The sequence below is a fragment of the Paenibacillus sp. P36 genome, from assembly GCF_045866505.1.
GTDB classification, from domain to species: domain Bacteria; phylum Bacillota; class Bacilli; order Paenibacillales; family NBRC-103111; genus Paenibacillus_E; species Paenibacillus_E chondroitinus.
This window is the reverse complement of sequence record NZ_AP038372.1, coordinates 6,464,378-6,485,128: the sequence shown is the minus strand read 5'-3', so window position 1 is coordinate 6,485,128 and position 20,751 is coordinate 6,464,378. Positions and strand designations below refer to the sequence as shown.

Below are 20,751 nucleotides of genomic sequence, written 5' to 3'. Positions count from 1 at the left end.
CATTGCGTTAGCGGTCACTATGACGGGAAATAATCTACAGACCCCACCTTATAAAGGGTTAGAACTTATATATATAATAAGGTTAACGATTATTATGTGGAGGGATCTTATGGGAGATTACAAACGGTACATTCCACTATTAGCAACAAAAGAAGGCTGGCAAGCAGCATACGCCATTTTAGACCAAGCCGGGAAATTAGCTTTAGATGATATTCTGGAAGGTCTTGAAAATCAAAACTGGAAAATAAGGAAATGGTGCACGGCTTTGTTGGATCACAATGCTGATCAACGCTCCATAGCCCCCCTGGTCGCCCGATTAACTGATTCCTATGCGGATGTCAGGAGGCATGCCGTGCATAGCATTGGTTGTCAATCTTGTAAAGATGAAACGTTATGCTTGGACATCATCGCGTTATTAATCGAACGTGTGATGAAGGATACAAGTATTGCGGTTAGACGCAGTGCTGTTCATATGCTGGGCAATCAACCCTACGATATCAGAGCATCAGAAGCACTTGAGTATATTTTAAATAAGGAAAAAGATAGGAAGCTATTATTCAACGCAATGTGGTCATTGAAACAACAAAAAACACGTTTACTGGGCCAGACTCTCTAAGTCCGGCTGCAATTTATTCTGCAGAATATACAGCATGACGGCACCAACAAGGAACGCGGCGGCATCTGAGATGACGAGCGACCAGACAACTCCGTGGAAACCATTCATTTGATTGGCGATATATAACACAGGAATTAACGTAACCCCTTGAATAATGGACATAATAAATGCGGCGGTTCCTTGCGCTGTTGCTTGGAAAATTCCTGTAAACAACGCGGTTATTCCTGTTATGAACAAGGACAAAAACGTCACATGCAGAATATAACTGCCCATTTGAATTAATTGCGGATCATTCGTAAAAAGACCAATCAAGTGGTCGGAAATTAGAAAAACGATGATACCGAAAAAGACGGCTAACGCCACAATTGCTTTGATTGTGAATTGAATGGTATGTTTCATGCGTAATTTATTCGCTGCAAAAGAGAAGGCAATCAACGGCACGACACCCTCGCATAAGCCCATCAAAATAACCTCAGGAAATTGCAATAAACGTGATGAAATTCCGAATGCCGCTACGGCCTGCTCCCCATATTCGACCAGATAACGGTTAAAGATAAGCGACATTGCACCCAAGAAGATACTCATAATAAAGACAGGAACTCCGATTTTGAATACATTGCTTAGTATATCTTTGGAAGCCTTGAACCATCTTAAGGAAACAGTTAAGAATTGGCTCTTATATCCGATATGGAAGGCATAGAATACACTCGCAACCAAGTTAGCAATGACGGTAGCAGAAGCTACTCCGATTACACCCCACTGGAAGACGAAGATGGCTAGCGCATCAAGAATAATATTGACGACAACACTGAGAATCATACCGACCATGGACGTGATTGCTGAGCCTTCCGCGCGCACGATATTCTCAAGGGTGAAAAATAAGACGATAAATGGGGAGCCTGCAATCATAAGTGTGACATAATCCTTCGTGAAGCCAAAAGAGTCAGGCGTCGCTCCCAAGCCATGAACGATGGAATCGATGAATGGGAGACCGAAGGCCATCAAGATAAGGCCAAGCACTATACTGCTGTAAAAAGCGAACGAAGACACATGTTTGGCATCATCGTATTTTTTCTCTCCCAGCAAACGGGAAATGAATGCACTGCTGCCCATGCCAATCAAGTTGCCTAAGGCCATAATAGCCGCGAATAACGGCAATGTTAGTGCGAGTGCGGTTAACATGGCTGTATTGTCGAGTGTGCCAAGGAAAAAGGCGTTCAAGATGGAATATATGACACTCATTGACATGCCCAGCATCATGGGTACTGCAAAGTGAGCTACGGCTTTTGCGATGGGTGCTTTTTCAAAATAATGAAGGTTTTCTGTCTCCATATGCGTCACCACTTTCTGATGTATTATTAGATGGGATCGATCCAATCTTACAGTGTTAGATTGAACCTTACAGTGTTAGATGTTATCATATGCGTATGCACCTGTAAAGCACAATCTTACACTGTTAGATAAAGGGCGGATACCGATGAAAAAGCAGCAGCCTCAGATTTCGGAGGATAAGATTTTGGAAACCTCGTGGGAGCTTCTTGGAGAGGATGGCATCGAGAAGTTCAGCATGCGACGATTAGCCGAACGTCTTGGGATTCAGGCTCCGTCTCTGTATTGGTACTTCAAGAGCAAGCAGAATCTCTTTCAGCGTCTGGCCAATCAGGTATCGAAAATGATCGTGGAGGAGTTCCACTCCGAAGGGGACTGGAAAAAGCAACTGACTGCGTTTGCGGTAACCGTGCGGAGTGTGCTCTGTCGGTACCCTTGCTCAACGCAGCTCATGATGCAAACGATACCCATCGAGCCGGACATGGTCCGGTTTAGCAACCGTATGCTGCTCTGCGTGGAGTCGACACCCCTGGAAGAAGAGCAGAAATTACAAGCGGTTCTTACGCTAGTGAACTATGTCTTCTACTTCGTGCTGGATAATTATCAGCATCAGCGTCTTTTCTCCACGGTCAGTAAGGAGCAGGAAGAGGAACTCGGAGGTGAGATGATCCGTCTTCTGGACGCTATGAGCGAGGCGGATGCCGGGCTGTTCCGGAGCATGTACAAAAGCGGGCTGTTCGAGCTTATAGGGACAGATAAGTCGTTTGAATTTGGCTTAAAGCTGATTCTGTTGGGGATTGAACAGGTAATCGAGGAGCAAAATTAACGCAGTACAACAGTTTAATAAATGAACATACTAAGGCGGCCAATAATGGCTGTCTTTTTCCTTTTGAGTTCTACGAATGGGAGAGCAACATTTCATAATTGCCCTTGTGTTATAACTATCGTGTACTTATTTGACACAGGAGGAGATTAAGATATGAGTAGATTACATGGTAAAGTTGCTTTGGTTACGGGTGCAAGCCGGGGGATTGGTCGTGCCATTGCAACACGGTTAGCACAAGAAGGAGCCTTAGTAGCTGTTCATTATGGCACAAACCAGGACGCAGCCGAAGAAGTAGTGCGAGATATTGAGCAAAATGGAGGGACTGCATTTACCATTGGCACGAAACTCGGTACGATCGAGAGCATCCAGAGCCTTTTTCAGACATTGGATGAGTTATTGAAGGAGCGTACAGGTGACACCCATTTTGATATCCTGGTGAATAACGCAGGGATTGCCCTGGTAGCCCCAATTGAGGATACAACAGAAGAGGCATACGAAGAAATGATGCAAATAAATGTAAAAATGCCATTTTTCCTAACACAACATGCTTTGCCGCGTTTGAGAAATGAAGGTCGAATTATTAATTTGTCGTCCTCTATAACAAGAATTTCACTGCCTGCTATTCCTGCGTATAGTATGAGCAAGGGGGCAATCAACACGCTAACGCTTGCTTTATCCAATCAACTCGGCTCACGTGGAATTACGATCAATGCCATCCAACCTGGATTCGTTGCTACGGATATGAATGCCGCCATGCTGCAAGATCCTGCCTCACACCAATATGGCGCTGATTTTTCTATCTTTGGCAGATGGGGGCAACCGGAGGATGTCGCGGATATAGCAGCTTTTCTGGCCTCTTCCGACAGCCGCTGGGTAACAGGGCAATTGATTGACGCCAGTGGAGGCTCTCATTTGTAAGTGGCGAAATAGGAGATTTCATTCGGAAGGAATTAATTATTTTAGCTAGAATAATATGCATAAATGATCTACATTAGTGATGAGCTCAGCATTTAAAGGAGATAGAAATGAACGAAGAAGACGTTAAGCAGCGTATTAAGGATTACCAGCAGGCAGAAGGGGTAAAATCTCTTACTTGTGGGAACAACAGCAGCCACGAGAAATTATACCCAAAAGTGCTTGAACAAGGGTTGGTGCTTCTATGCCCTAATTGCAACTACACGCAGACATACATCCCGGATCTTTTTTTCGATGATGGGTTTTATGACTGGCTTCGCGGTATGAAGAGTTTAATTTAAATCAATTAATTCCTGAACAGCCTGGCTGTGTGTAAACACAGAAGGCTGTTTTATTTTTCTTTCATAGTGGATTTATAGGGCAATATGACTTTTTGCATCATAGCGGAGAAATGAATCATGGTCCAAATAGCGGAGAAACGGAACTTTGAACGCCATTTTGGCTATTCAAATGGTCAAAAATGGTATGCTATGCTCCTCGTGTAAGACAAACCAATGACATGGGAGGATTTATTCTATGAAATAAAACGGGTGATGTTGATTTACATTCATTATTTGTAAACGTATACAATTGTGAAAAACAAGACTTAAAGGGTAGGTTTTATTAACAATTGAAAGGACGTGACCCTGTTTGAAGAAGATGAAGCAAGTAACCCTGCTAGTATCCTTAATGTTAATTCTTAGCATGTTTAATACGGTAGTTGCGGATGCTGCAGCGCCAGAGGGCATTAGTCATGCTAGAATGATGCCCGTCGACAGCATTGCCAATCACGGTTCCACCATGGTAGAACTGCCAGATGGCACGCTTTTCTCGGTATGGTTTAATGGAGTTGGAGAAAGAGATGGGAATTTAACCAAACTTATCGGTTCTCGTTCGAAGGATGGCGGGAAAACGTGGACTGAACCTTTTGTTGTTTATGATACATGGGATTTCCCCGATAATAACCCGGTTCTTTTCGTCGACAGTCAACAAAGATTATGGTTGTTCTACGGCGTTATCTACAATGGCCAATGGGTATCAACGCAAACTAAATTTATGTATGCCGATATGGGCAACTATGAGTATGCCGTTCGCAATGGCGGAAATGCAAAGTGGCACTATCCACAGCCCTTGTACACGAACGTAGGGGAAGGCATGTTTGGCGAAGGGAAGTACTCCAATGGACAGTGGAACTATGGCATCAAGGGTGCTGAAATTAAGTTTGTAAATCCAAGTTCTGTGACGGCAGCAACTTACTTGGATCCGTCTCAATATGTACCGGTCACGACAAGGTTTGGCGGCGCTACCCGTTTTATTACAGACAGCTTCGTTGTTTCGATGAGAAATAAATATGATCAGTATGTCGCTTATTTGAAATCCGCCAAGCCATACGATGATGTCTATGCGGGCAGAACGGATGAAATTATCACGATGCTGATCACGGGAGTCTCCGTAAAAGAGCCTTCCATTATTAAAAATTCAATTGAGCGTTCATCCGGCGCAGATAACGATGTCAATACTTGGGGGCCGATTTACCGCAGGCTTGGATGGCAAACCAAAAATAAGCCGATTGAAGTTACGCTTGCAGATGGCGTCACCAAAAGACTAATTTTGCCGTTGTATTCCGATTCATTGGCGAATTCCGTTTGCGCGTACACCGATGATCACGGCATCACCTGGAAATTTAGTGACCCGATTGTAGGATCAGGAACGATCCAAGGCTCGCTGATTCAAAAGAAGGATGGCACCCTTCGTGGTTATTTTAGAAGCGGTAAGTTAGATGGCCGTAACGGACGCATGGCTTGGCACACGACCTATTCGGAGTCTACGGATTTCGGCGTAACGTGGAGTGTTCCGAAAGTTGATCCTTATTTAAAAAATGACGGCGGCTTTGAACTTTCGAAGCTTCCGAACGGTGACTGGTTGATAGCTACCAATCAAGAAACTTCACGCAGTGTAGTTAAGAAAACGCTGGACGGAAATAGAAATTCTTTCAGCTTATTGCTCTCTACCGATGAAGGAATGAACTGGAAACCGATCATGATCAAGGATGGCATGAATAATGGCGAGAGCTACGAATACCCATCGGTTCTCGTTGACAGAGCTGGGAACGCTTTGATGAACTATACGTACAAAATCCCTTCGGCTGGGGCTACGATAGGCTTCTCCAAAATTGCAAGCAGCGAGATGGGGAGTTTGTTTGATTCGGTAATAACTGCAACGTATGGCGCTGGAAATTCGCTGAATTTTGATAGTGTTGTCAAGTTGCCGACAATGGAACTGAACGTAGGACAAAGTACACAAACGACCTACAACCTAGCAATAGGTGGACAATCGTTTGATGCAACAATGGATACACTTACTTTGACATCCGATCTGTCTGCAGTAGCTACAATTAACACAAGCGGAACCGTCACGGCCATTCAACCAGGAACGGCAATGGTAACGGCTGTAAGCAATAAATACGGAACTATCTATAAATTCATCGTTAAGGTTACCCAATGAAAGGAGTCATGCAGATGAACAGGAAATTCAAGCTATTAATTTCGATGACGGTTTGTATCGCGATATCTGCAACAAGTCTAATTCCTGCCTTGGCTGCAAGTCCGGGAACATTCACCATTTCCGATCAAACGGTAAGTATTTTTAAACCAATTAAGGATAATGGGGCTACAGGTGATCACGTACATGGCTCCAGCATTGTAGAATTACCAAGCGGAGAGTTGCTGTGCGTATGGTTTCAAGGAAATGGCGAGCGGGATGCGACTACGACACGGATTATGGGAGCACGTTCAACCGATGGTGGAAAAACATGGCTGAAGCCGTTTGTAGTCACCGACGCTCAAGACATCGCTGACATTAATCCTGTCGTCTACGTTGATGCCGGGGATCGCCTCTGGTTTTTCTGGTATCCGGTCTTGGCAGGTAGATGGCAAACTTCCCAACCTCGCTATGCGTATGCTGAAAAAGGCAGTTATGAGCTTGAGGAGGTTGGCAACAAAGCGCCGAACTGGACTTTCTCAGAAAATGTCGGCATTAAACTTGGTAAAAATATTGGCGGTGTAGTCAATCCAAGCAGCGCAGACGATAATATTAGCCAGTCGCTCGATGATAGAGCAGGAGCCACATCAAGACCTTCTTGGGCTACAGCGCCTGTTGTCGCGCGTCCAGAGTTGGCCAAAGGTTTCGTTAATACGGTAAAGGCCAAGCTTGATGAGCAAAAAGAGTATTTGTTCAAACCGATTGCAGATGGCGGAGCAGGGATGAGCCGGAAAATTAATGAAGCTGAATTTGACGGTCTAGTCACGGAAACCATGCAATTAATTGGCGGCGATCCAACCAAATATTTGTATGCTCCTACAGTTGCGGACACCATTACGGAACCCCGTTCCGGTTATCCGTACGCCCGCCGACTCGGCTGGCAAACCAAAGATAAGCCTTTTGCCGTCGATTTAGGCAACGGCAAAGTTCGTCTGATCCTGCCTCTCTATTCGGACATGTTGGAAATGAGCATTATGGCTTTTACAGAGTATGACCCTTCCAAGCCTCTTGCGGACAACTCGGTTCGGTGGGAGATGAGTGAGCCCATCGTAGGTATTGCCAACATTCAGGCCACGATGGCTCAAAGAAAAGACGGCACCATTGTAGCTTATATGCGTGACAACGGACCAAGACCTTATCGTGTGGTGGCTTCCGAGTCCAGAGACAAAGGATTGACATGGTCAATGGTCAAGGATGTGCCGGAACTGCAGGATCCGGGTGTAGGACATGATCTTTTGCAGCTTAAGGACGGTAATTGGGCTTTCGTTCACGTAGATACGGAATCAAACCGGAACACATTGGCTGTCGCCCTTTCGGATGACGAAGGTAAAACGTGGAAATACAGAAGACATCTTGCCTTGGATACAAGAAGCAGCACGGGAAGCTACCATTACCCTGCCATTACGCAAGCGCATAACGGAGATATCCTGATCAGCTTCAGCCGGTTTTTCTCGTCGCTTGATACAGACTCTGCCAATCAATCTTTGGGCAGCTACAAGAACATTACGTTCTCCAGAATAACAGAGGACTGGATTAAGCAAGGTGACCCTTTAACCGTTATCAGAGAATATGAAAGCATCGATCGAGAAGTTGCCGTACCTGCTTCTTTCAATATCAGTAAGGCATCCGATAGTGCGATTAAGGCCCTTTTCCCATCTACCATTAAAGCTTATACCTCTTATAAAACTGGTGCAGAAAATGCGGTACTTCCTTCCGTCGATCTGCCGGTGGTTTGGGATGTTGCTGCTATTAAAGCGAACTATAAGCTTAATTCCTTGATTAGCAACCTTACCGGCGTTGTGGATGAGAGCAAGCTGCCGCAGGGGATAACGAGCGATATGCTGCCATTTTTCAAAGCACCTTTGAGGGTATATCTCTACAATGATCCTAATGCGGTTGCGGCCCAAGGTTTGGCGTTAAATAAAAATGACCTTGCTCTGTTCAAGGGGCAGTCTGAAGCATTAATTGCGACAGTACTCCCAAGTCAAACCACGAATAAGACAGTGCTGTGGAGTTCAAGCGATTCCAGTGTTGCTACAGTAGATACGGACGGTATTGTTACGGCTGTTAATAAAGGAGCGGCTGTCATCACGGCGAGAACACTTGACGGTAACTTTACTGCGACAGCTAATGTGGAAGTAAGAATCCCTGCTGCAAGCGTTACAGTCACACCGGGCGAAATTACGCTAAATAGCGGACAATCCAGTGTTTTGGCAGCAACAGTAACGCCGGATGACTCAACGGTTCAATCCATCAACTGGAGTTCAAGCGATGAGAAAGTTGTTGTAGTGAATGACAAAGGGGAAGTTACAGCGAAGAGTGTTGGTCAAGCAATTATTACCGCAAAAGTTGTTGATGGAAGCAACATAGCGTCTGGAACGGCGGTGGTTAAAGTACTGGGAAGCAGCGGTGGTGGTAGCGGTAACGGTGGTAACAATGGTAACAATGGTAACACTGGGGGCAGTGGCACTGGCAGCAGCAACTCAACAACTCCGCCTGTAGTGCCGCCTGTAACGGAGCAACCTCCTGTGAATCCACCGACGAAGCAGCCGGACACAACGCCAAAGCCAGTATTTACAGATGTAAATGACAACTACTTATGGGCACAAGAAGCTATAGAAGCTTTGGCCAGCAAAGGAATCGTTAACGGTACCTCGGAGACGACGTTCTCGCCTGAGAAAAATATTTCGAGAGCTGACTTTATGACCATGGTTGTCAGAGCGCTTAATCTGAAAGCTGATATTTCCAGTAACTTCGATGATGTGAACAAAAGCGATTATTATTATGAAGCGCTGGCAATTAGTAAAGCTTTGGGAATTGCGGATGGGGTAGGCGGTAATACCTTTAATCCTCAAGGGGAAATTAGCAGACAAGACTTGATGGTGCTTGTTTCCAGAGCCCTTCAAAAAGCAGGAAAGTTGCTGTCTAAAGGCAACCTTGATGAACTAAATTCCTTCAAGGATGCATCCAGCGTTGCGGAGTATGCCAAAGAAAGCGTCGCTTTACTTGTGGAGGCTGGAATCATTGAGGGCAGCGACAACCTAATCAATCCGGAAGGCAAAGCAACAAGAGCTGAAGTGGCAACAATTGTTTATCGCGTTTTAAAATTGCTAAACTAATTGCGAGAGGATGTCCCCGTGTAAGTTGGGGACATCTTTTTTGTGTGGCGGGGTTGTTTACCATGTAAACCTATTAACCCCAGAAGCCGAGTAGCCCAAGTAGCCGAGTAGCCAAAGCAGCCCGAGAAGCCCGAGAAGCCCGAGAAGCCCGAGAAGCCCGAGAAGCCCGAGAAGCCCCCAGTAGCCCAAGTTGCTCGAGAAGCCCAAGTAGCCACAGTAGCCCGAGTAGCTCGAGAAGCCCAAGTAGCCACAGTAGCCCGAGTAGCTCGAGAAGCCCAAGTAGCCCCCAGTAGCCCAAGTTGCTCGAGAAGCCCAAGTAGCCCCCAGTAGCCCAAGTAGCACGAGTAGCTCGAGTAGCTCAAGTAGCTCAAGTAGCTCAAGTAGCTCAAGTAGCCTAAGTAGCCCGAGTATCCCAAGTAGCCGAGTAGCCACAGCAGCCCGAGAAGCCCCCAGTAGCCCAAGTAGCCCAAGTAGCTCAAGTAGCCTAAGTTACTCAAGTAACCCAAGTAGTCCAAGCAGCCCGAGTAACCCAAGCAGCTCAAGTAGCTCAAGTAACCCAGGTAGTCCAAGTACGGTTCCAAGGTGAACTACCTTGGGCGCGAACTTGCCAGCCAACTCTAACGGACTCCACAGCCGTTATTATCGTAAATATCGCCCTGTTTCATTTCTAACGGACACAGGAAGCGTTATTTGCCGATTTCGGGGCGAAATCGCGGTAGAAACAAGCAAATAACAGCGCTGGAGTCCGTTAGATTTTCAAAACGGTTATATTTCGTCGAATAAGAGCATCTGTGTCCGTTAGCCAGCCGTGGGGAGTTGCAAGCCATGTTTGCCGGGCAACCCCTGATTGCATCCGGTTCCGTCTCATCCTGCCTGACCCGTCTAGTCCGACCCGCTCGCCCGTCCTTCCTAATTCGTCGCGTCCCTCAGTGGCATCAGCGCCGCCCGTGCTTCGATGCGTTCCGATCTATGGGAATTACCTTGGGCGCGAACTTGCCGGCCAACTCTAACGGACTCCACAGCCGTTATTATCGTAAATATCGCCCTGTTTCATTTCTAACGGACACAGGAAGCGTTGTTTGCCAATTTCGGGGCGAAATCACGGTAGAAACAAGCAAATAACAGCGCTGGAGTCCGTTAGATTTTCAAAACGGCTATATTTCGCCGAATAAGAGCATCTGTGTCCGTTAGATCAGTCGGGGGGAGTTGCCAAGCTTGCGACCCAAGTAGCCCAGCTCCGGGCAAACCCCGTTTGCGTCCGCTTCGGTCTCATTTGTACTGCACCGTCGTGTGCCTCAGTGACATTAGCGCCGCCCGTGCTTCGATGCGTTCCTATCTAAGGGAATCACCTTGGGCTCGAACTTGCCAGCAAACTCTAACGGACTCCACAGCCGTTATTATCGTAAATATCGCCCTGTTTCATTTCTAACGGACACAGGAGTCCTTATTTGCCAATTTCGAGACGAAATCACGGTAGAAACAAGCAAATAACAGCGCTGGAGTCCGTTAGATTTTCAAAACGGCTATATTTCGCCAAATAAGAGCATCTGTGTCCGTTAGCCGGCCGAGGGGAGTTGCCGCCCCACCCCGGCCTGATCCGTCCCACCCGCCATGTTGACTATTTGCATCATAGCGGAGAAATGAATCATTGCCGGATAAGCGGAAAAACGGCACTTTAAACGCCGAATTGGACGTTCATTTGGGCAAAAATGGTGTGCTATGATCCTCGTGTAAGGCAATCCAATTACATAGGAGGATATATTCGATGAAAGCAAAAAAGGGGATTATGACAGTAACCGGCTCATTGCTTTTGTTATCAAGTGTGCTTAGCGGTTGTGGAAGCAGTTCAACCACTTCGCCAGCTTCAACCAATAATGCTTCGACTTCGGCTCCGGCAACGACAGCTGGTGCGGCAAGCACACCGGCAGCGGCCCAACCGCTATCGCTGACCTGGATGAGGTACGAACACCCGTCGCAAGCGATTGTGGCGAATTCCAAAGCTGTACAGGAAATTGCCAAGCGTAAAAATGTCAAATTAAATCTCCAAAGTGTTCCTCAGAGCAACTACGATGATAAAAAGAAAACATTGATCGCAACGAATACCCTGCCTGATATTATGCTCGTCAAACAAGACGATATTCAGAACTTTGCCGACTCGGGAACCTTCCTTGATTTGACACCTTATTTGGACAAAATGCCTAATCTGAAAAAGGTCATTTCCCAGCAGCCGGAAATCAATAAAAACAAAATTGACGGGAAGCTGTATGGATTCCCTCTCGTAGCCAATTGGCAGGGGGTTGGCGGCCAGCTTTCGATGATCCGTATGGATGTGCTTGACAAGTTAGGTTTGAAAAAGCCAACAACTTACGATGAATTGTATCAAGTGATGAAGAAAATGAAAGAAGCGAACCCGGATTCCTATCCGTTCACGGCTCGTGCCGCCAATGGACTTACGGGCACAGAAAATTTAATCAATCCCATTTCGTTCGCATTTGGTAGCGGATACACAACGTTTAACGGCACGAAGGTGTACTACGAGCCAAAAGATAAAACTTACAAATTCGGTCCGGCGATGCCAGAGTTCAAAGAGGCTATTACTTGGTTGAATAAACTCTACAAAGAAAAACTTCTAGATCCGGATTATGCTACGGCTACATCGCAAATTTGGCAAGAAAAGCTAAACTCGGGCAAATCCTTCTATTTCCAAGATAATAATGGTTTCGCCAGCACATTTAATATCAATCTGCAGAAGAAGGACCCGAATGCGAAGTTTGATATGTTGGATACTATGACGACGCCAAGCGGTGCAAAACGGAACCTGATCTACGCACTTGGCCACTTATCGGAATCCTACGTTATTAATGCGAAAGTTAAGAATCCGGAACAAGTTGTTCAATTCATGGATTGGTTCTATTCCCAAGAGGGAATGGAAGTTACCAACTTCGGTGTAAAAGGGGAAGATTTCACTGGCGAAAATGGCGATTACAAATTGACGGACGCTGTCGTGAATAAATACAAGGACAGACAGCCGAGCGCATTCTATGCGCTGCAATCGGAGTATGGCACAGGCTACCTGGGACTTGGTTTGAACAATGACGATCATGCCGGATTGCCGTTCAATACGAAGGAATGGGTAGATTGGAACAACAAAGCATCCAAAGGTTTGGCTGCAGGCGAGAATGTGCAATTCGTTAACGACCCGCCATTTACCAAAGACGAACGTGAGAAACTGAAGCAAATCCGTACACAGCTCGACGCTTACCTGGCTCAAAACATGGATAAGTTCATTGTGACAGATGGAGCGCTTAAGGATTGGGATAACTTCGTGAAACAACTCAAATCCAAGGGTGCAGACGATATTGTCAAAATCTATAACGATGCCTTAGCACGCGTGAAATAAGCTCAAAGTTCAAAGTTCAATTCATATCGTGAGAGGGCAGGTTGCTAAGGCATACCTGGCGGCCTGTCCCTTTCTTTTTCGGGAAGGAGTGAAATGATTGACACCAGCTGTTGAGATTAAAAAGAATATCCGCAAGAGCATGCCCTTATATCTCATGTTTTTATTACCGTTTGCCTATTTTGTCATTTTTCATTATGCGCCAATGGTTGGGAATCTGATGGCATTTGAAGATTATTCGATCGTCAAAGGCTTCTTTCATAGCCCGTGGGCAGGGACGAAGTATTTCCGCCAATTTCTGACGGATCCGTATTTTTGGCAAGTCGTGCGCAATACCGTGCTTATTAACTTGTATTCTCTTATTTTTTATTTCCCGTCATCGCTCATATTCGCTTTATTGTTAAACGAGCTGCAGCAAAAAGTTTTCAAAAAGTTTATCCAAAGCATAACGTATATCCCACATTTTTTATCGACTGTTGTAGTCGTAGGGATGTTGGTTAACTTCCTCTCCATCGACGGGCTTATTAATGAAGTCGTGAAGCTTTTTGGCGGAGAAGCGAAGACCTTCATGTCTATGCCGCAGTGGTTCCGAACGATTTATGTAGGCTCGGAAATCTGGCAAGGGATCGGTTGGAACTCCATTATTTATTTGGCGGCCTTGACTACGATCGATCCACAACTTTATGAGGCGGCAACGATGGATGGAGCAAACCGCTGGCGTAAATTGCTGCACATTACACTGCCTGGCATTTCAACGGTTGTTACGATCATGCTGCTTTTAACGTTGGGCAAAATGCTTTCCGTTGGATTCGAGAAAATTTTATTACTGTACAGTGGTCCCACGTATGAGACGGCCGACGTTATCCAAACATTTGTTTATCGCCGTGGGTTGATCGACAGTGACTTTAGTTTCGCTGCAGCCGTAGGTATTTTCCAATCGGTATTGGCTTTTGCGCTTGTCATATCAGCGAATCAAATATCCAAAAAATTGAATGGATCCCGGTTGTTCTAGCAGGAGGAATTGAGATGCGACTTCGAAACTTTTCTGTTTTCGATACGATTAACTTAGCTTTTATGTTGGCTATGATCTTTATTACGCTTTATCCACTTTACTATATGGGAATAATTTCCATAAGTTCGGGATCTTCCGTTAGCAGCGGCGAAGTATTTTGGCGACCTATAGAGATTAATTTTAAAGCTTACAATGTTATTTTTAATGATCCCGCGATTGTACGTTCCTACGGAAATACCATTTTCTATACGGCTGCCGGTGTGCTTATTAACTTGGCGATGACGGCTCTTTGCGCCTATCCTTTGTCTCGTAAGCATATGTATGGACGTTCTGTTCTTGCCTTGTTCGTGGTATTCACCATGTTCTTCGATGGTGGTCTTATCCCGCGGTATATGGTGGTTCATGCGTTAGGAATGGTCAATACGGTATGGGCGATATTAATTCCGACTGCGATCAATGTTTTCAATATGATTCTTATGAGAACATTTTTTGAAGATATTCCAGAAGCGCTGCACGAGTCTGCCATCATGGACGGCGCAGGAGAGTTCCGAGTTTTCACCAAAATTGTGCTTCCGCTTTCTTTGCCCGTTATGGCCACTATGTTTCTTTTTTACGCGGTGGCTCACTGGAACAGCTTCTTTCCTGCCCTTATTTATTTAAATGAGAAAAGTTTGTACCCGATGCAAATCATCTTGCGCAATATCGTCATATCGGGAGATATGGCCACTCAATCCGCACAGCTTGGAGCAGCAGAGGCTGGGATGGCGGTCATGACGGAAAACATTAAGTATGCCTGCGTGTTCGTTGCGATTTTGCCTGTGCTTGTTATATACCCGTTTGTTCAAAAATACTTTGTACAAGGAGCAATGCTTGGTTCTGTAAAAGGTTAAAGTCTACTCATTTAGGGGGATAACATGGCTGCCGAAACGAAGCTTCATTTAATAGGAAACGCTCATTTGGACCCGGTTTGGCTATGGCGCTGGCAAGAGGGATATGCGGAAATCAAGGCGACTTTTCGTTCTGCGTTGGATCGATTGAATGAGTATCCTGATTTTGTATTTACATGTGCTTGCGCGGCGTACTACAAATGGGTGGAAGAGAACGCCCCTGGGATGTTTGCCGAAATTAAGCTGCGTGTTGCCGAAGGAAGATGGGTCATTACAGGCGGGTGGTGGATCCAACCGGACTGCAATTTGCCGTCAGGCGAATCGTTCGCGCGGCACAGTTTATACGGACAACGCTATTTTATGGAAAAATTCGGCGTGATGGCACGGGTCGGATACAATGTGGATTCGTTTGGCCACCACGGCATGATGCCGCAGCTATTGAAGCTAGGCGGGATGGATTCCTATGTATTTATGCGTCCAGGTGCTCATGAGAAGACGCTGCCGCACGATTTATTTTGGTGGGAATCGGAAGATGGCAGCCGCGTGATGACGTTCAGGCTAGCTGACAGTTACGGCAATTGGGCGAGCAATGGCATGGAAGATAAGATTCGCAGTCACAGAGCTATGGCAGTTGCAGGCGGGCATGCGTTCATGTCCTTCTACGGAGTTGGTAATCATGGGGGAGGACCGACCATCCAGAATCTCGAGCTCATCCACCAGCTCCAAGAACGGCCTGACATGGACGGCATTCAGTTAAGTTCTCCGAATCGATATTTCTCAGAAATGAGGCAGATGAATCCGGATATTCCTGTCATTAAGGATGAGATGCAAATGCATGCCGTCGGCTGTTATTCCACGCACTCGGAATCCAAGGCCGCTAACCGCAGAGCCGAGCATCAGATGCTTACGGCTGAGAAAATATCTTCCTTGGCTAATTTGATGCGAGGTTTGCCGTATCCAATGGAAGCGCTTAATCGCGCGTGGGAAAACGTGATGTTTAATCATTTTCACGATATTATGGGCGGCTGCAGTATTAAGGAAGCTTTTGACGATGTTCGGGATTTTTACGGCGAAGCGTCTAGTATAGGAGCCAAAGCAATAAACGCCGCTTTTCAAAAGATATCTTGGTCCATTCATACGATGAAACCGGGTATAAAATCATTAAGTAAAGAGAAGGACTGGCAGCTCTGGGAGCAAGATGATCTAGGCTCGCCTCTTGTGGTGTTTAACCCCTTATCGTGGGAGGTTGAGGCACCCATTGTCATGAACAAGAAGGTGGCTGGTGTGACAGATGCTGCTGGCATTCCTCTGCCGTTTCAAACGGTCAGGGCCTCTCGGACTAATACTAGTGATAAATGGGATACCTTCATTAAGGGGAAAGTTCCGGCTTTTGGCTATCAAGTATTTTGGGTCTATCGGGATAAAGCCTTCAACGTTGTAGAGCCAGCGGATGCCGTCAGGGCAGAGGGATGCTTGCTGGAAAATAGTCAAGTATGCCTTGAACTCGATCCGGCTACGGGGTATATCCGTCGTTGGATTGACAAGTTGAATGGCGGCAGAGAAGTACTAGCTGGCGACGGAGCGGTGCCAATTGTCTTGGATGAGAGTCACAGCGATACCTGGGGACACGGTCTTACACACTATCGCGATGAGCTCGGACAATTCGGGGGCGCTGAATTAAAGGTATTGGAGAATGGACCGCTGCGAGCGACGATCAGAGTAACCAGCTATTATGGGAGTTCTGTACTTCGCCAGGATATCAGCATACAGCCTGACAGCTCTGATGTGCATGTGAAGGTAAGGCTGGACTGGAGAGAGCAGCATAAGATGCTGAAGCTGGCTTTCCCTGTTAACGTGGAGCAGCCTAAAGCCGTGTTTGAAATTCCGTATGGGTATATCGAACGTCCTGCCAATGGGAATGAAGTGCCTGGGCAGATGTGGGTGAATCTATCCGGCAACAAGCCAGGTATAACGGAGAGTACGGAGTCAACGACATTCGGTCTTTCATTAATCAATAATGCAAAATACGGATACGATGTACAAGGCAATGAGCTGAGGATGACGGTGGTACGAAGTCCGATTTATGCCGACCATTTCGGCGAACGCGATGAAGAAGTGGAATTTATGGATCAAGGCGTACAGGAATTTTCGTATGTCCTTTCAGCTCATAGCGGTTCTTGGCAAAATAGCGGAGTTGTACGTAAAGCCTACGAATTACATAATCCGCTGCTCCAAGTGTGGGAAACGTATCACGAGGGAGATTTGCCGCAAATTTCGGAGGGAATTTCCATATCTTCAGACCATGTGATTGCAGTAGCCTTCAAACCGGCTGAGGAAAGGAAAGGATGGATTCTCCGCTGCCAAGAGATTTATGGAAGGGAAGTAGAGACGGAATTGAGCTTGCCTTCCTTGAATCGCAGCTGGCGAAGCACATTTGGAAAATGTGAGATCAAAACGTTCTTTCTGCCTTCCAAGCTGCATGAGCCGATTGAGGAAGTGAATTTTATAGAAATGAAACATACGGAGGAGAGATAGATCCAATGAAGATTAACAACCCCAACGGCGTATGGCCGACGATGATAACTTTGTACAAGGAGTCAGGCGAAATAGATTTTGATGCGATGGGACGTATGGTTGAATGGTTTATTCAAAACAAAGTGGACGGATTATTTGCTGTCTGTCAGTCCAGCGAGATGTTTTTCTTGAGCTTGGAAGAGCGCGTGAAGCTTGCCGCTTTTGTCGTGGAGAAGGCAGCGGGAAGGGTTCCCGTCATTGCGTCGGGACACACCGCAGACTCGATTGAAGACCAAGTTCGAGAAGTGACGGCGATGTCAGAAACAGGCGTTGAGGCGGTTATCCTGATCTCGAACCGATTGGCGGACGAAGATGAGTCGGATGAAGTGTGGAAGGTTAATGCTCAGAAGCTGATTGAACAACTGCCGGAGCATATTGCGCTTGGGATTTATGAATGTCCATTTCCTTATAAGCGACTATTAACGCCATCGACATTGAAGTGGTGTGCGGATACCGGAAGGTTTTTCTTCTTAAAGGATACTTCTTGCGATGTGGAGATGATCAAAGAAAAGCTGGAAGTGATCAAAGGAACTTCATTAAAGCTATTTAATGCCAATACCGCTACGCTCTTGGAAACATTGAAGCTGGGCGTTGACGGTTACAGCGGGGTTATGGCCAACTTTCATCCGGATCTATATGCTTGGCTTCTGCAGCATTGGAAGGAGCAGCCTGAAGAAGCCCAGCATTTGAGCGACTTGCTGAGTGTAGCTTCATTTATTGAGCGGCAGTTATATCCGATTAACGCGAAATATTATCAAATGAAGGAAGGCATCAGTTCGAATTATCACTCGCGCGCGAGAAATCATGACGAGTTCACAGCCACGAATAAACTCGAAGTGGATGAGTTATACCGTCTCTCCAAGAAGTTATCGCAGCAATTTTCATTCCAGCGTTAACAGATAAGCAGGAAGCACACTATCGTGCTTCCTGCTTATCCTTTTATTTTCCCTTTAGAAGAAGGATTCATGTAGAAAGATTAGAATAATAGTATTTGTAACCGCTTACTATAAAAGGTAGAGCATTCATATTGGGGGAGTAAACTTGAATTGGAGACACTTGCAGCAAACGTTGAATAAAAATAGATTGTTTTTTAAGATCCTGCTTTATTTCCTTTCTTTGCTGATCCCGATTGTCATCCTCGGAGTCATCGCCTATTTGAATGCGGATCAATTAATCAAGAAGGATGCCTCCGGAAAGCTTACGGATAATTTGGTTGCCTCCTCCAAAACCATTGATATCTATTTAGGTATGGCACAGTCAACCAACAACAGCTTGCTGCTCAGTGATACCATTCAACAATACTTACGACCGTATCCATTACTAACGGATGAAGAGAAAATTAAATTGCCTTCGATTGTGAGATCCATTGCGGGGAATCGCAATACGATAAGCCACTTTGTCGACAATATCTTTCTATTTGTGGATGATCAGCGTGTTTATTTTAGTGATGGCATGGTTGACTTTGATGTTTTCTTTGACACTTTTTACAAATTTGATGGTTACAATAAAGATTTCTGGCGAAAACAATTACACGAAAGCAGCCTGTTCGAATTGTTAACGCCAACGAGAGTGGCGAATCCGAATATGAACACGAATCGTGATGTCATTCCGAGTGTTACGACCCAATATTTGAATGGTCATTTGGCAACGATGGTGACGACCATTTCTATCCCTACAATCGCAGCCACGCTGCAAAACAACTCCATTTTCTCGACCACCCACTATATTGTTATGGATAAAGATAATCAGATCATTTTGCAAAGCAGCGAATTGGAAGCAAGGGATGTGGAGCAAGTTGTTGCTGGTTTTTCCAAGGAAAAAGCTAGTAACGGAGCGCTTAACATCGGACAAGAGCAGAATTGGATTGTTCAAACTACCTCCGAATATGGATGGAAGTATTATTCGATTACGCCGGTGAGCTCTTTTAACCAGGAGTCTTCGAGCATTTTTAGCTTGATCATCTGGATTTGTATCAGTTTAATCATCATTGGCATCGCCTTTTCTGCCATATTTAGCGTTCGGCTGTATAACCCGATCAAAAATATCAGAGATATTTTACAAAAAACCGAACGAATAGAAGAAGGCAACCAAGAAACACCACGCAGCGGCGAACTTCAACGGATTGGGAATAGCGTCAGCCAATTGGTCCAGCAGCATAAGGACGCGAATATGAAAATTCATACCTTCTCTGAGGAAATTCTTGAGCAGTTTTTCACGAATCTAATTAAAGGGGTTCGAGGGGGACAGCCGTATGCGGTTAACCAGATTTTAAAAGAAATTGATTTTCATACAGGTACCTATTTATGCTGCTGTTTTGTGTTTATGTTCAGGGATCAATTCTATCATGACATTCTGGAAGCGGATCGCTTATTAATTTTCGAGAAGATGAAAAATGTGCTATGGGGCATTATGAAAAAGTACGTGAATTGTTATTTGGTGGAATATGAGCCCTACTTATATGTTTGCATGGTCAATTTGAAGCGCGAGGCAGATCGTGAACAGCTGGAACAAGCTTTGGAAATGATTAAAATGACCTTTGCTTACGACACCATGTATTGTGAATTAGTTATTGGCTTAGGAAAAAGATACGACAAGATTGAGGATTATTCCAAATCTTATAGTGATGCTATTACGGCTATAGATAAGCGGACAGATTCATCCAAGACGGTCATCGTCGATGCAGCGCATTTGGATATCGATCAGAACTACTATTATTCTTTCCTGGATGAGACCAAAATCGTCAATAAACTGAAATCAGGCGATCGGGAAGGTTTAAGGGGTGAATTGGAAGGAATTATTGCTTTGAACAAAGCAAGAGGGGTTTCTTATCACTTTCTTGGGGCTTTGCTCGTGGAGTTTTTCCATACAGGCAACCGTTATTTGACCGAAAAAGGACTTCGTATGCATGACTTTTTGGAGGCAAATGAGCATGATTTTTTGAGTCAAAAGGAGATATTGCCGACAGAGTTTGATGCAAGGTTGAAAATGATATTTGAGTTCTACGATAAAATGATCGCCGAAACGTTGTATAAACCCGAAAGCAAATCAGGTACGGTCGTATCGCTTATTACAGCTTATATTGAGAAACATTATGAAAAGGATTTATATCTGGAGGTCATTGCAAACGAGATCGGTCTGTCCGCCAAGTATGTGTCCAGGATGTTCAAAGAGACGACAGGGACGAATATTTCGGACTATATCAGCCTGATTCGGATTGCAAAAGCGAAAGAATTGTTAGCCGATACGGATATAAAGATTAGTGATATTGCCGATCAGATCGGCATTTTCAGCCGCACAACCTTCTTGCGTTTGTTCAAAAAACATGAAGGCATTTCACCCAATGAATATCGGCAGATACACGGCGGTAAGCAGAAATAGCTTGAAAATGGACGATTCAGGCAAGGTAGAAGAATGAATCATGGAGACTCAAGTGGAAGAATGGTTCATCGTAGGCTGATTTGGTTCTTTTAAAGCGAGGCAAGTCGCTTATACAATA

General features: G+C 45.3%; 15 protein-coding genes. 13 read left to right on the top strand and 2 right to left on the bottom strand.

The genetic code is table 11. The features are described from left to right. The first annotated feature begins 109 nt into the window (after window positions 1-109). On the top strand, window positions 110-616 hold the full coding sequence (locus ACKTT9_RS28840) for a HEAT repeat domain-containing protein (protein WP_407868649.1): 507 nt from the start codon (window positions 110-112) through the stop codon (window positions 614-616). On the opposite strand, the gene ACKTT9_RS28835 is transcribed toward ACKTT9_RS28840, so the two are convergent. Beyond that, on the bottom strand, window positions 596-1,948 hold the full coding sequence (locus tag ACKTT9_RS28835; RefSeq protein ID WP_407868648.1) for an MATE family efflux transporter: 1,353 nt from the start codon (window positions 1,946-1,948) through the stop codon (window positions 596-598). The genes ACKTT9_RS28840 and ACKTT9_RS28835 overlap by 21 nt on opposite strands. Window positions 1,949-2,093: 145 nt before the next feature. Here ACKTT9_RS28835 and ACKTT9_RS28830 point away from each other — a divergent pair, with 145 nt between their 5' ends. The 5 genes from ACKTT9_RS28830 to ACKTT9_RS28810 all read left to right on the top strand — a co-directional run bounded on the left by ACKTT9_RS28830 (window position 2,094) and on the right by ACKTT9_RS28810 (window position 9,385). Then, window positions 2,094-2,771, top strand: coding sequence for a TetR/AcrR family transcriptional regulator (locus tag ACKTT9_RS28830; protein WP_407868647.1), 678 nt, complete (start codon window positions 2,094-2,096; stop codon window positions 2,769-2,771). Between the two features lie 153 nt (window positions 2,772-2,924). Beyond that, the gene (locus ACKTT9_RS28825) at window positions 2,925-3,689 is read left to right on the top strand and encodes an SDR family oxidoreductase (protein ID WP_407868646.1); all 765 of its coding nucleotides are present in this window, start codon (window positions 2,925-2,927) and stop codon (window positions 3,687-3,689) included. Between the two features lie 107 nt (window positions 3,690-3,796). Continuing rightward, on the top strand, window positions 3,797-4,027 hold the full coding sequence (locus tag ACKTT9_RS28820) for a hypothetical protein (protein ID WP_407868645.1): 231 nt from the start codon (window positions 3,797-3,799) through the stop codon (window positions 4,025-4,027). A 358-nt stretch (window positions 4,028-4,385) separates the two neighbouring features. Beyond that, window positions 4,386-6,230 carry an exo-alpha-sialidase gene (locus tag ACKTT9_RS28815; protein ID WP_407873136.1) on the top strand — a complete coding sequence of 615 codons (1,845 nt, stop codon included), beginning with the start codon at window positions 4,386-4,388 and terminating at the stop codon, window positions 6,228-6,230. A gap of 14 nt (window positions 6,231-6,244) precedes the next feature. After that, window positions 6,245-9,385 carry an exo-alpha-sialidase gene (locus ACKTT9_RS28810; protein WP_407868644.1) on the top strand — a complete coding sequence of 1,047 codons (3,141 nt, stop codon included), beginning with the start codon at window positions 6,245-6,247 and terminating at the stop codon, window positions 9,383-9,385. On the opposite strand, the gene ACKTT9_RS28805 is transcribed toward ACKTT9_RS28810, so the two are convergent. After that, window positions 9,382-9,966: a hypothetical protein gene (locus ACKTT9_RS28805; RefSeq protein WP_407868643.1), complete on the bottom strand. Its 585-nt coding sequence runs from the start codon at window positions 9,964-9,966 to the stop codon at window positions 9,382-9,384. The genes ACKTT9_RS28810 and ACKTT9_RS28805 overlap by 4 nt on opposite strands. 244 nt (window positions 9,967-10,210) lie before the next feature. Here ACKTT9_RS28805 and ACKTT9_RS28800 point away from each other — a divergent pair, with 244 nt between their 5' ends. From ACKTT9_RS28800 to ACKTT9_RS28770, 7 genes are all read left to right on the top strand, one after another. Continuing rightward, window positions 10,211-10,507: a hypothetical protein gene (locus tag ACKTT9_RS28800; protein ID WP_407868642.1), complete on the top strand. Its 297-nt coding sequence runs from the start codon at window positions 10,211-10,213 to the stop codon at window positions 10,505-10,507. A gap of 643 nt (window positions 10,508-11,150) precedes the next feature. Then, window positions 11,151-12,785 carry an extracellular solute-binding protein gene (locus ACKTT9_RS28795; protein WP_407868641.1) on the top strand — a complete coding sequence of 545 codons (1,635 nt, stop codon included), beginning with the start codon at window positions 11,151-11,153 and terminating at the stop codon, window positions 12,783-12,785. 97 nt (window positions 12,786-12,882) lie between these two features. Further along, complete coding sequence (locus tag ACKTT9_RS28790; protein WP_379174455.1) at window positions 12,883-13,794, top strand: ABC transporter permease; 912 nt, start codon at window positions 12,883-12,885, stop codon at window positions 13,792-13,794. A gap of 14 nt (window positions 13,795-13,808) precedes the next feature. Continuing rightward, on the top strand, window positions 13,809-14,684 hold the full coding sequence (locus ACKTT9_RS28785) for a carbohydrate ABC transporter permease (RefSeq protein ID WP_157318675.1): 876 nt from the start codon (window positions 13,809-13,811) through the stop codon (window positions 14,682-14,684). 24 nt (window positions 14,685-14,708) lie between these two features. Continuing rightward, complete coding sequence (locus ACKTT9_RS28780; protein ID WP_407868640.1) at window positions 14,709-17,216, top strand: alpha-mannosidase; 2,508 nt, start codon at window positions 14,709-14,711, stop codon at window positions 17,214-17,216. A gap of 5 nt (window positions 17,217-17,221) precedes the next feature. Beyond that, complete coding sequence (locus tag ACKTT9_RS28775) at window positions 17,222-18,151, top strand: dihydrodipicolinate synthase family protein (RefSeq protein WP_407868639.1); 930 nt, start codon at window positions 17,222-17,224, stop codon at window positions 18,149-18,151. 145 nt (window positions 18,152-18,296) lie between these two features. Next, the gene (locus ACKTT9_RS28770) at window positions 18,297-20,633 is read left to right on the top strand and encodes a helix-turn-helix transcriptional regulator (protein ID WP_407868638.1); all 2,337 of its coding nucleotides are present in this window, start codon (window positions 18,297-18,299) and stop codon (window positions 20,631-20,633) included. Window positions 20,634-20,751: the final 118 nt, after the last annotated feature.

What these genes read in the sequence shown, in the direction of transcription:
- ACKTT9_RS28820 (WP_407868645.1), top strand. Translation starts at nt 3,797, where the DNA reads ATGAACGAAGAAGACGTTAAGCAGCGTATTAAGGATTACCAGCAGGCA.
- ACKTT9_RS28835 (WP_407868648.1), bottom strand. Translation starts at nt 1,948, where the DNA reads ATGGAGACAGAAAACCTTCATTATTTTGAAAAAGCACCCATCGCAAAA.
- ACKTT9_RS28840 (WP_407868649.1), top strand. Translation starts at nt 110, where the DNA reads ATGGGAGATTACAAACGGTACATTCCACTATTAGCAACAAAAGAAGGC.
- ACKTT9_RS28815 (WP_407873136.1), top strand. Translation starts at nt 4,386, where the DNA reads ATGAAGCAAGTAACCCTGCTAGTATCCTTAATGTTAATTCTTAGCATG.
- ACKTT9_RS28795 (WP_407868641.1), top strand. Translation starts at nt 11,151, where the DNA reads ATGAAAGCAAAAAAGGGGATTATGACAGTAACCGGCTCATTGCTTTTG.
- ACKTT9_RS28830 (WP_407868647.1), top strand. Translation starts at nt 2,094, where the DNA reads ATGAAAAAGCAGCAGCCTCAGATTTCGGAGGATAAGATTTTGGAAACC.
- ACKTT9_RS28785 (WP_157318675.1), top strand. Translation starts at nt 13,809, where the DNA reads ATGCGACTTCGAAACTTTTCTGTTTTCGATACGATTAACTTAGCTTTT.
- ACKTT9_RS28800 (WP_407868642.1), top strand. Translation starts at nt 10,211, where the DNA reads ATGTTTGCCGGGCAACCCCTGATTGCATCCGGTTCCGTCTCATCCTGC.
- ACKTT9_RS28775 (WP_407868639.1), top strand. Translation starts at nt 17,222, where the DNA reads ATGAAGATTAACAACCCCAACGGCGTATGGCCGACGATGATAACTTTG.
- ACKTT9_RS28825 (WP_407868646.1), top strand. Translation starts at nt 2,925, where the DNA reads ATGAGTAGATTACATGGTAAAGTTGCTTTGGTTACGGGTGCAAGCCGG.
- ACKTT9_RS28780 (WP_407868640.1), top strand. Translation starts at nt 14,709, where the DNA reads ATGGCTGCCGAAACGAAGCTTCATTTAATAGGAAACGCTCATTTGGAC.
- ACKTT9_RS28810 (WP_407868644.1), top strand. Translation starts at nt 6,245, where the DNA reads ATGAACAGGAAATTCAAGCTATTAATTTCGATGACGGTTTGTATCGCG.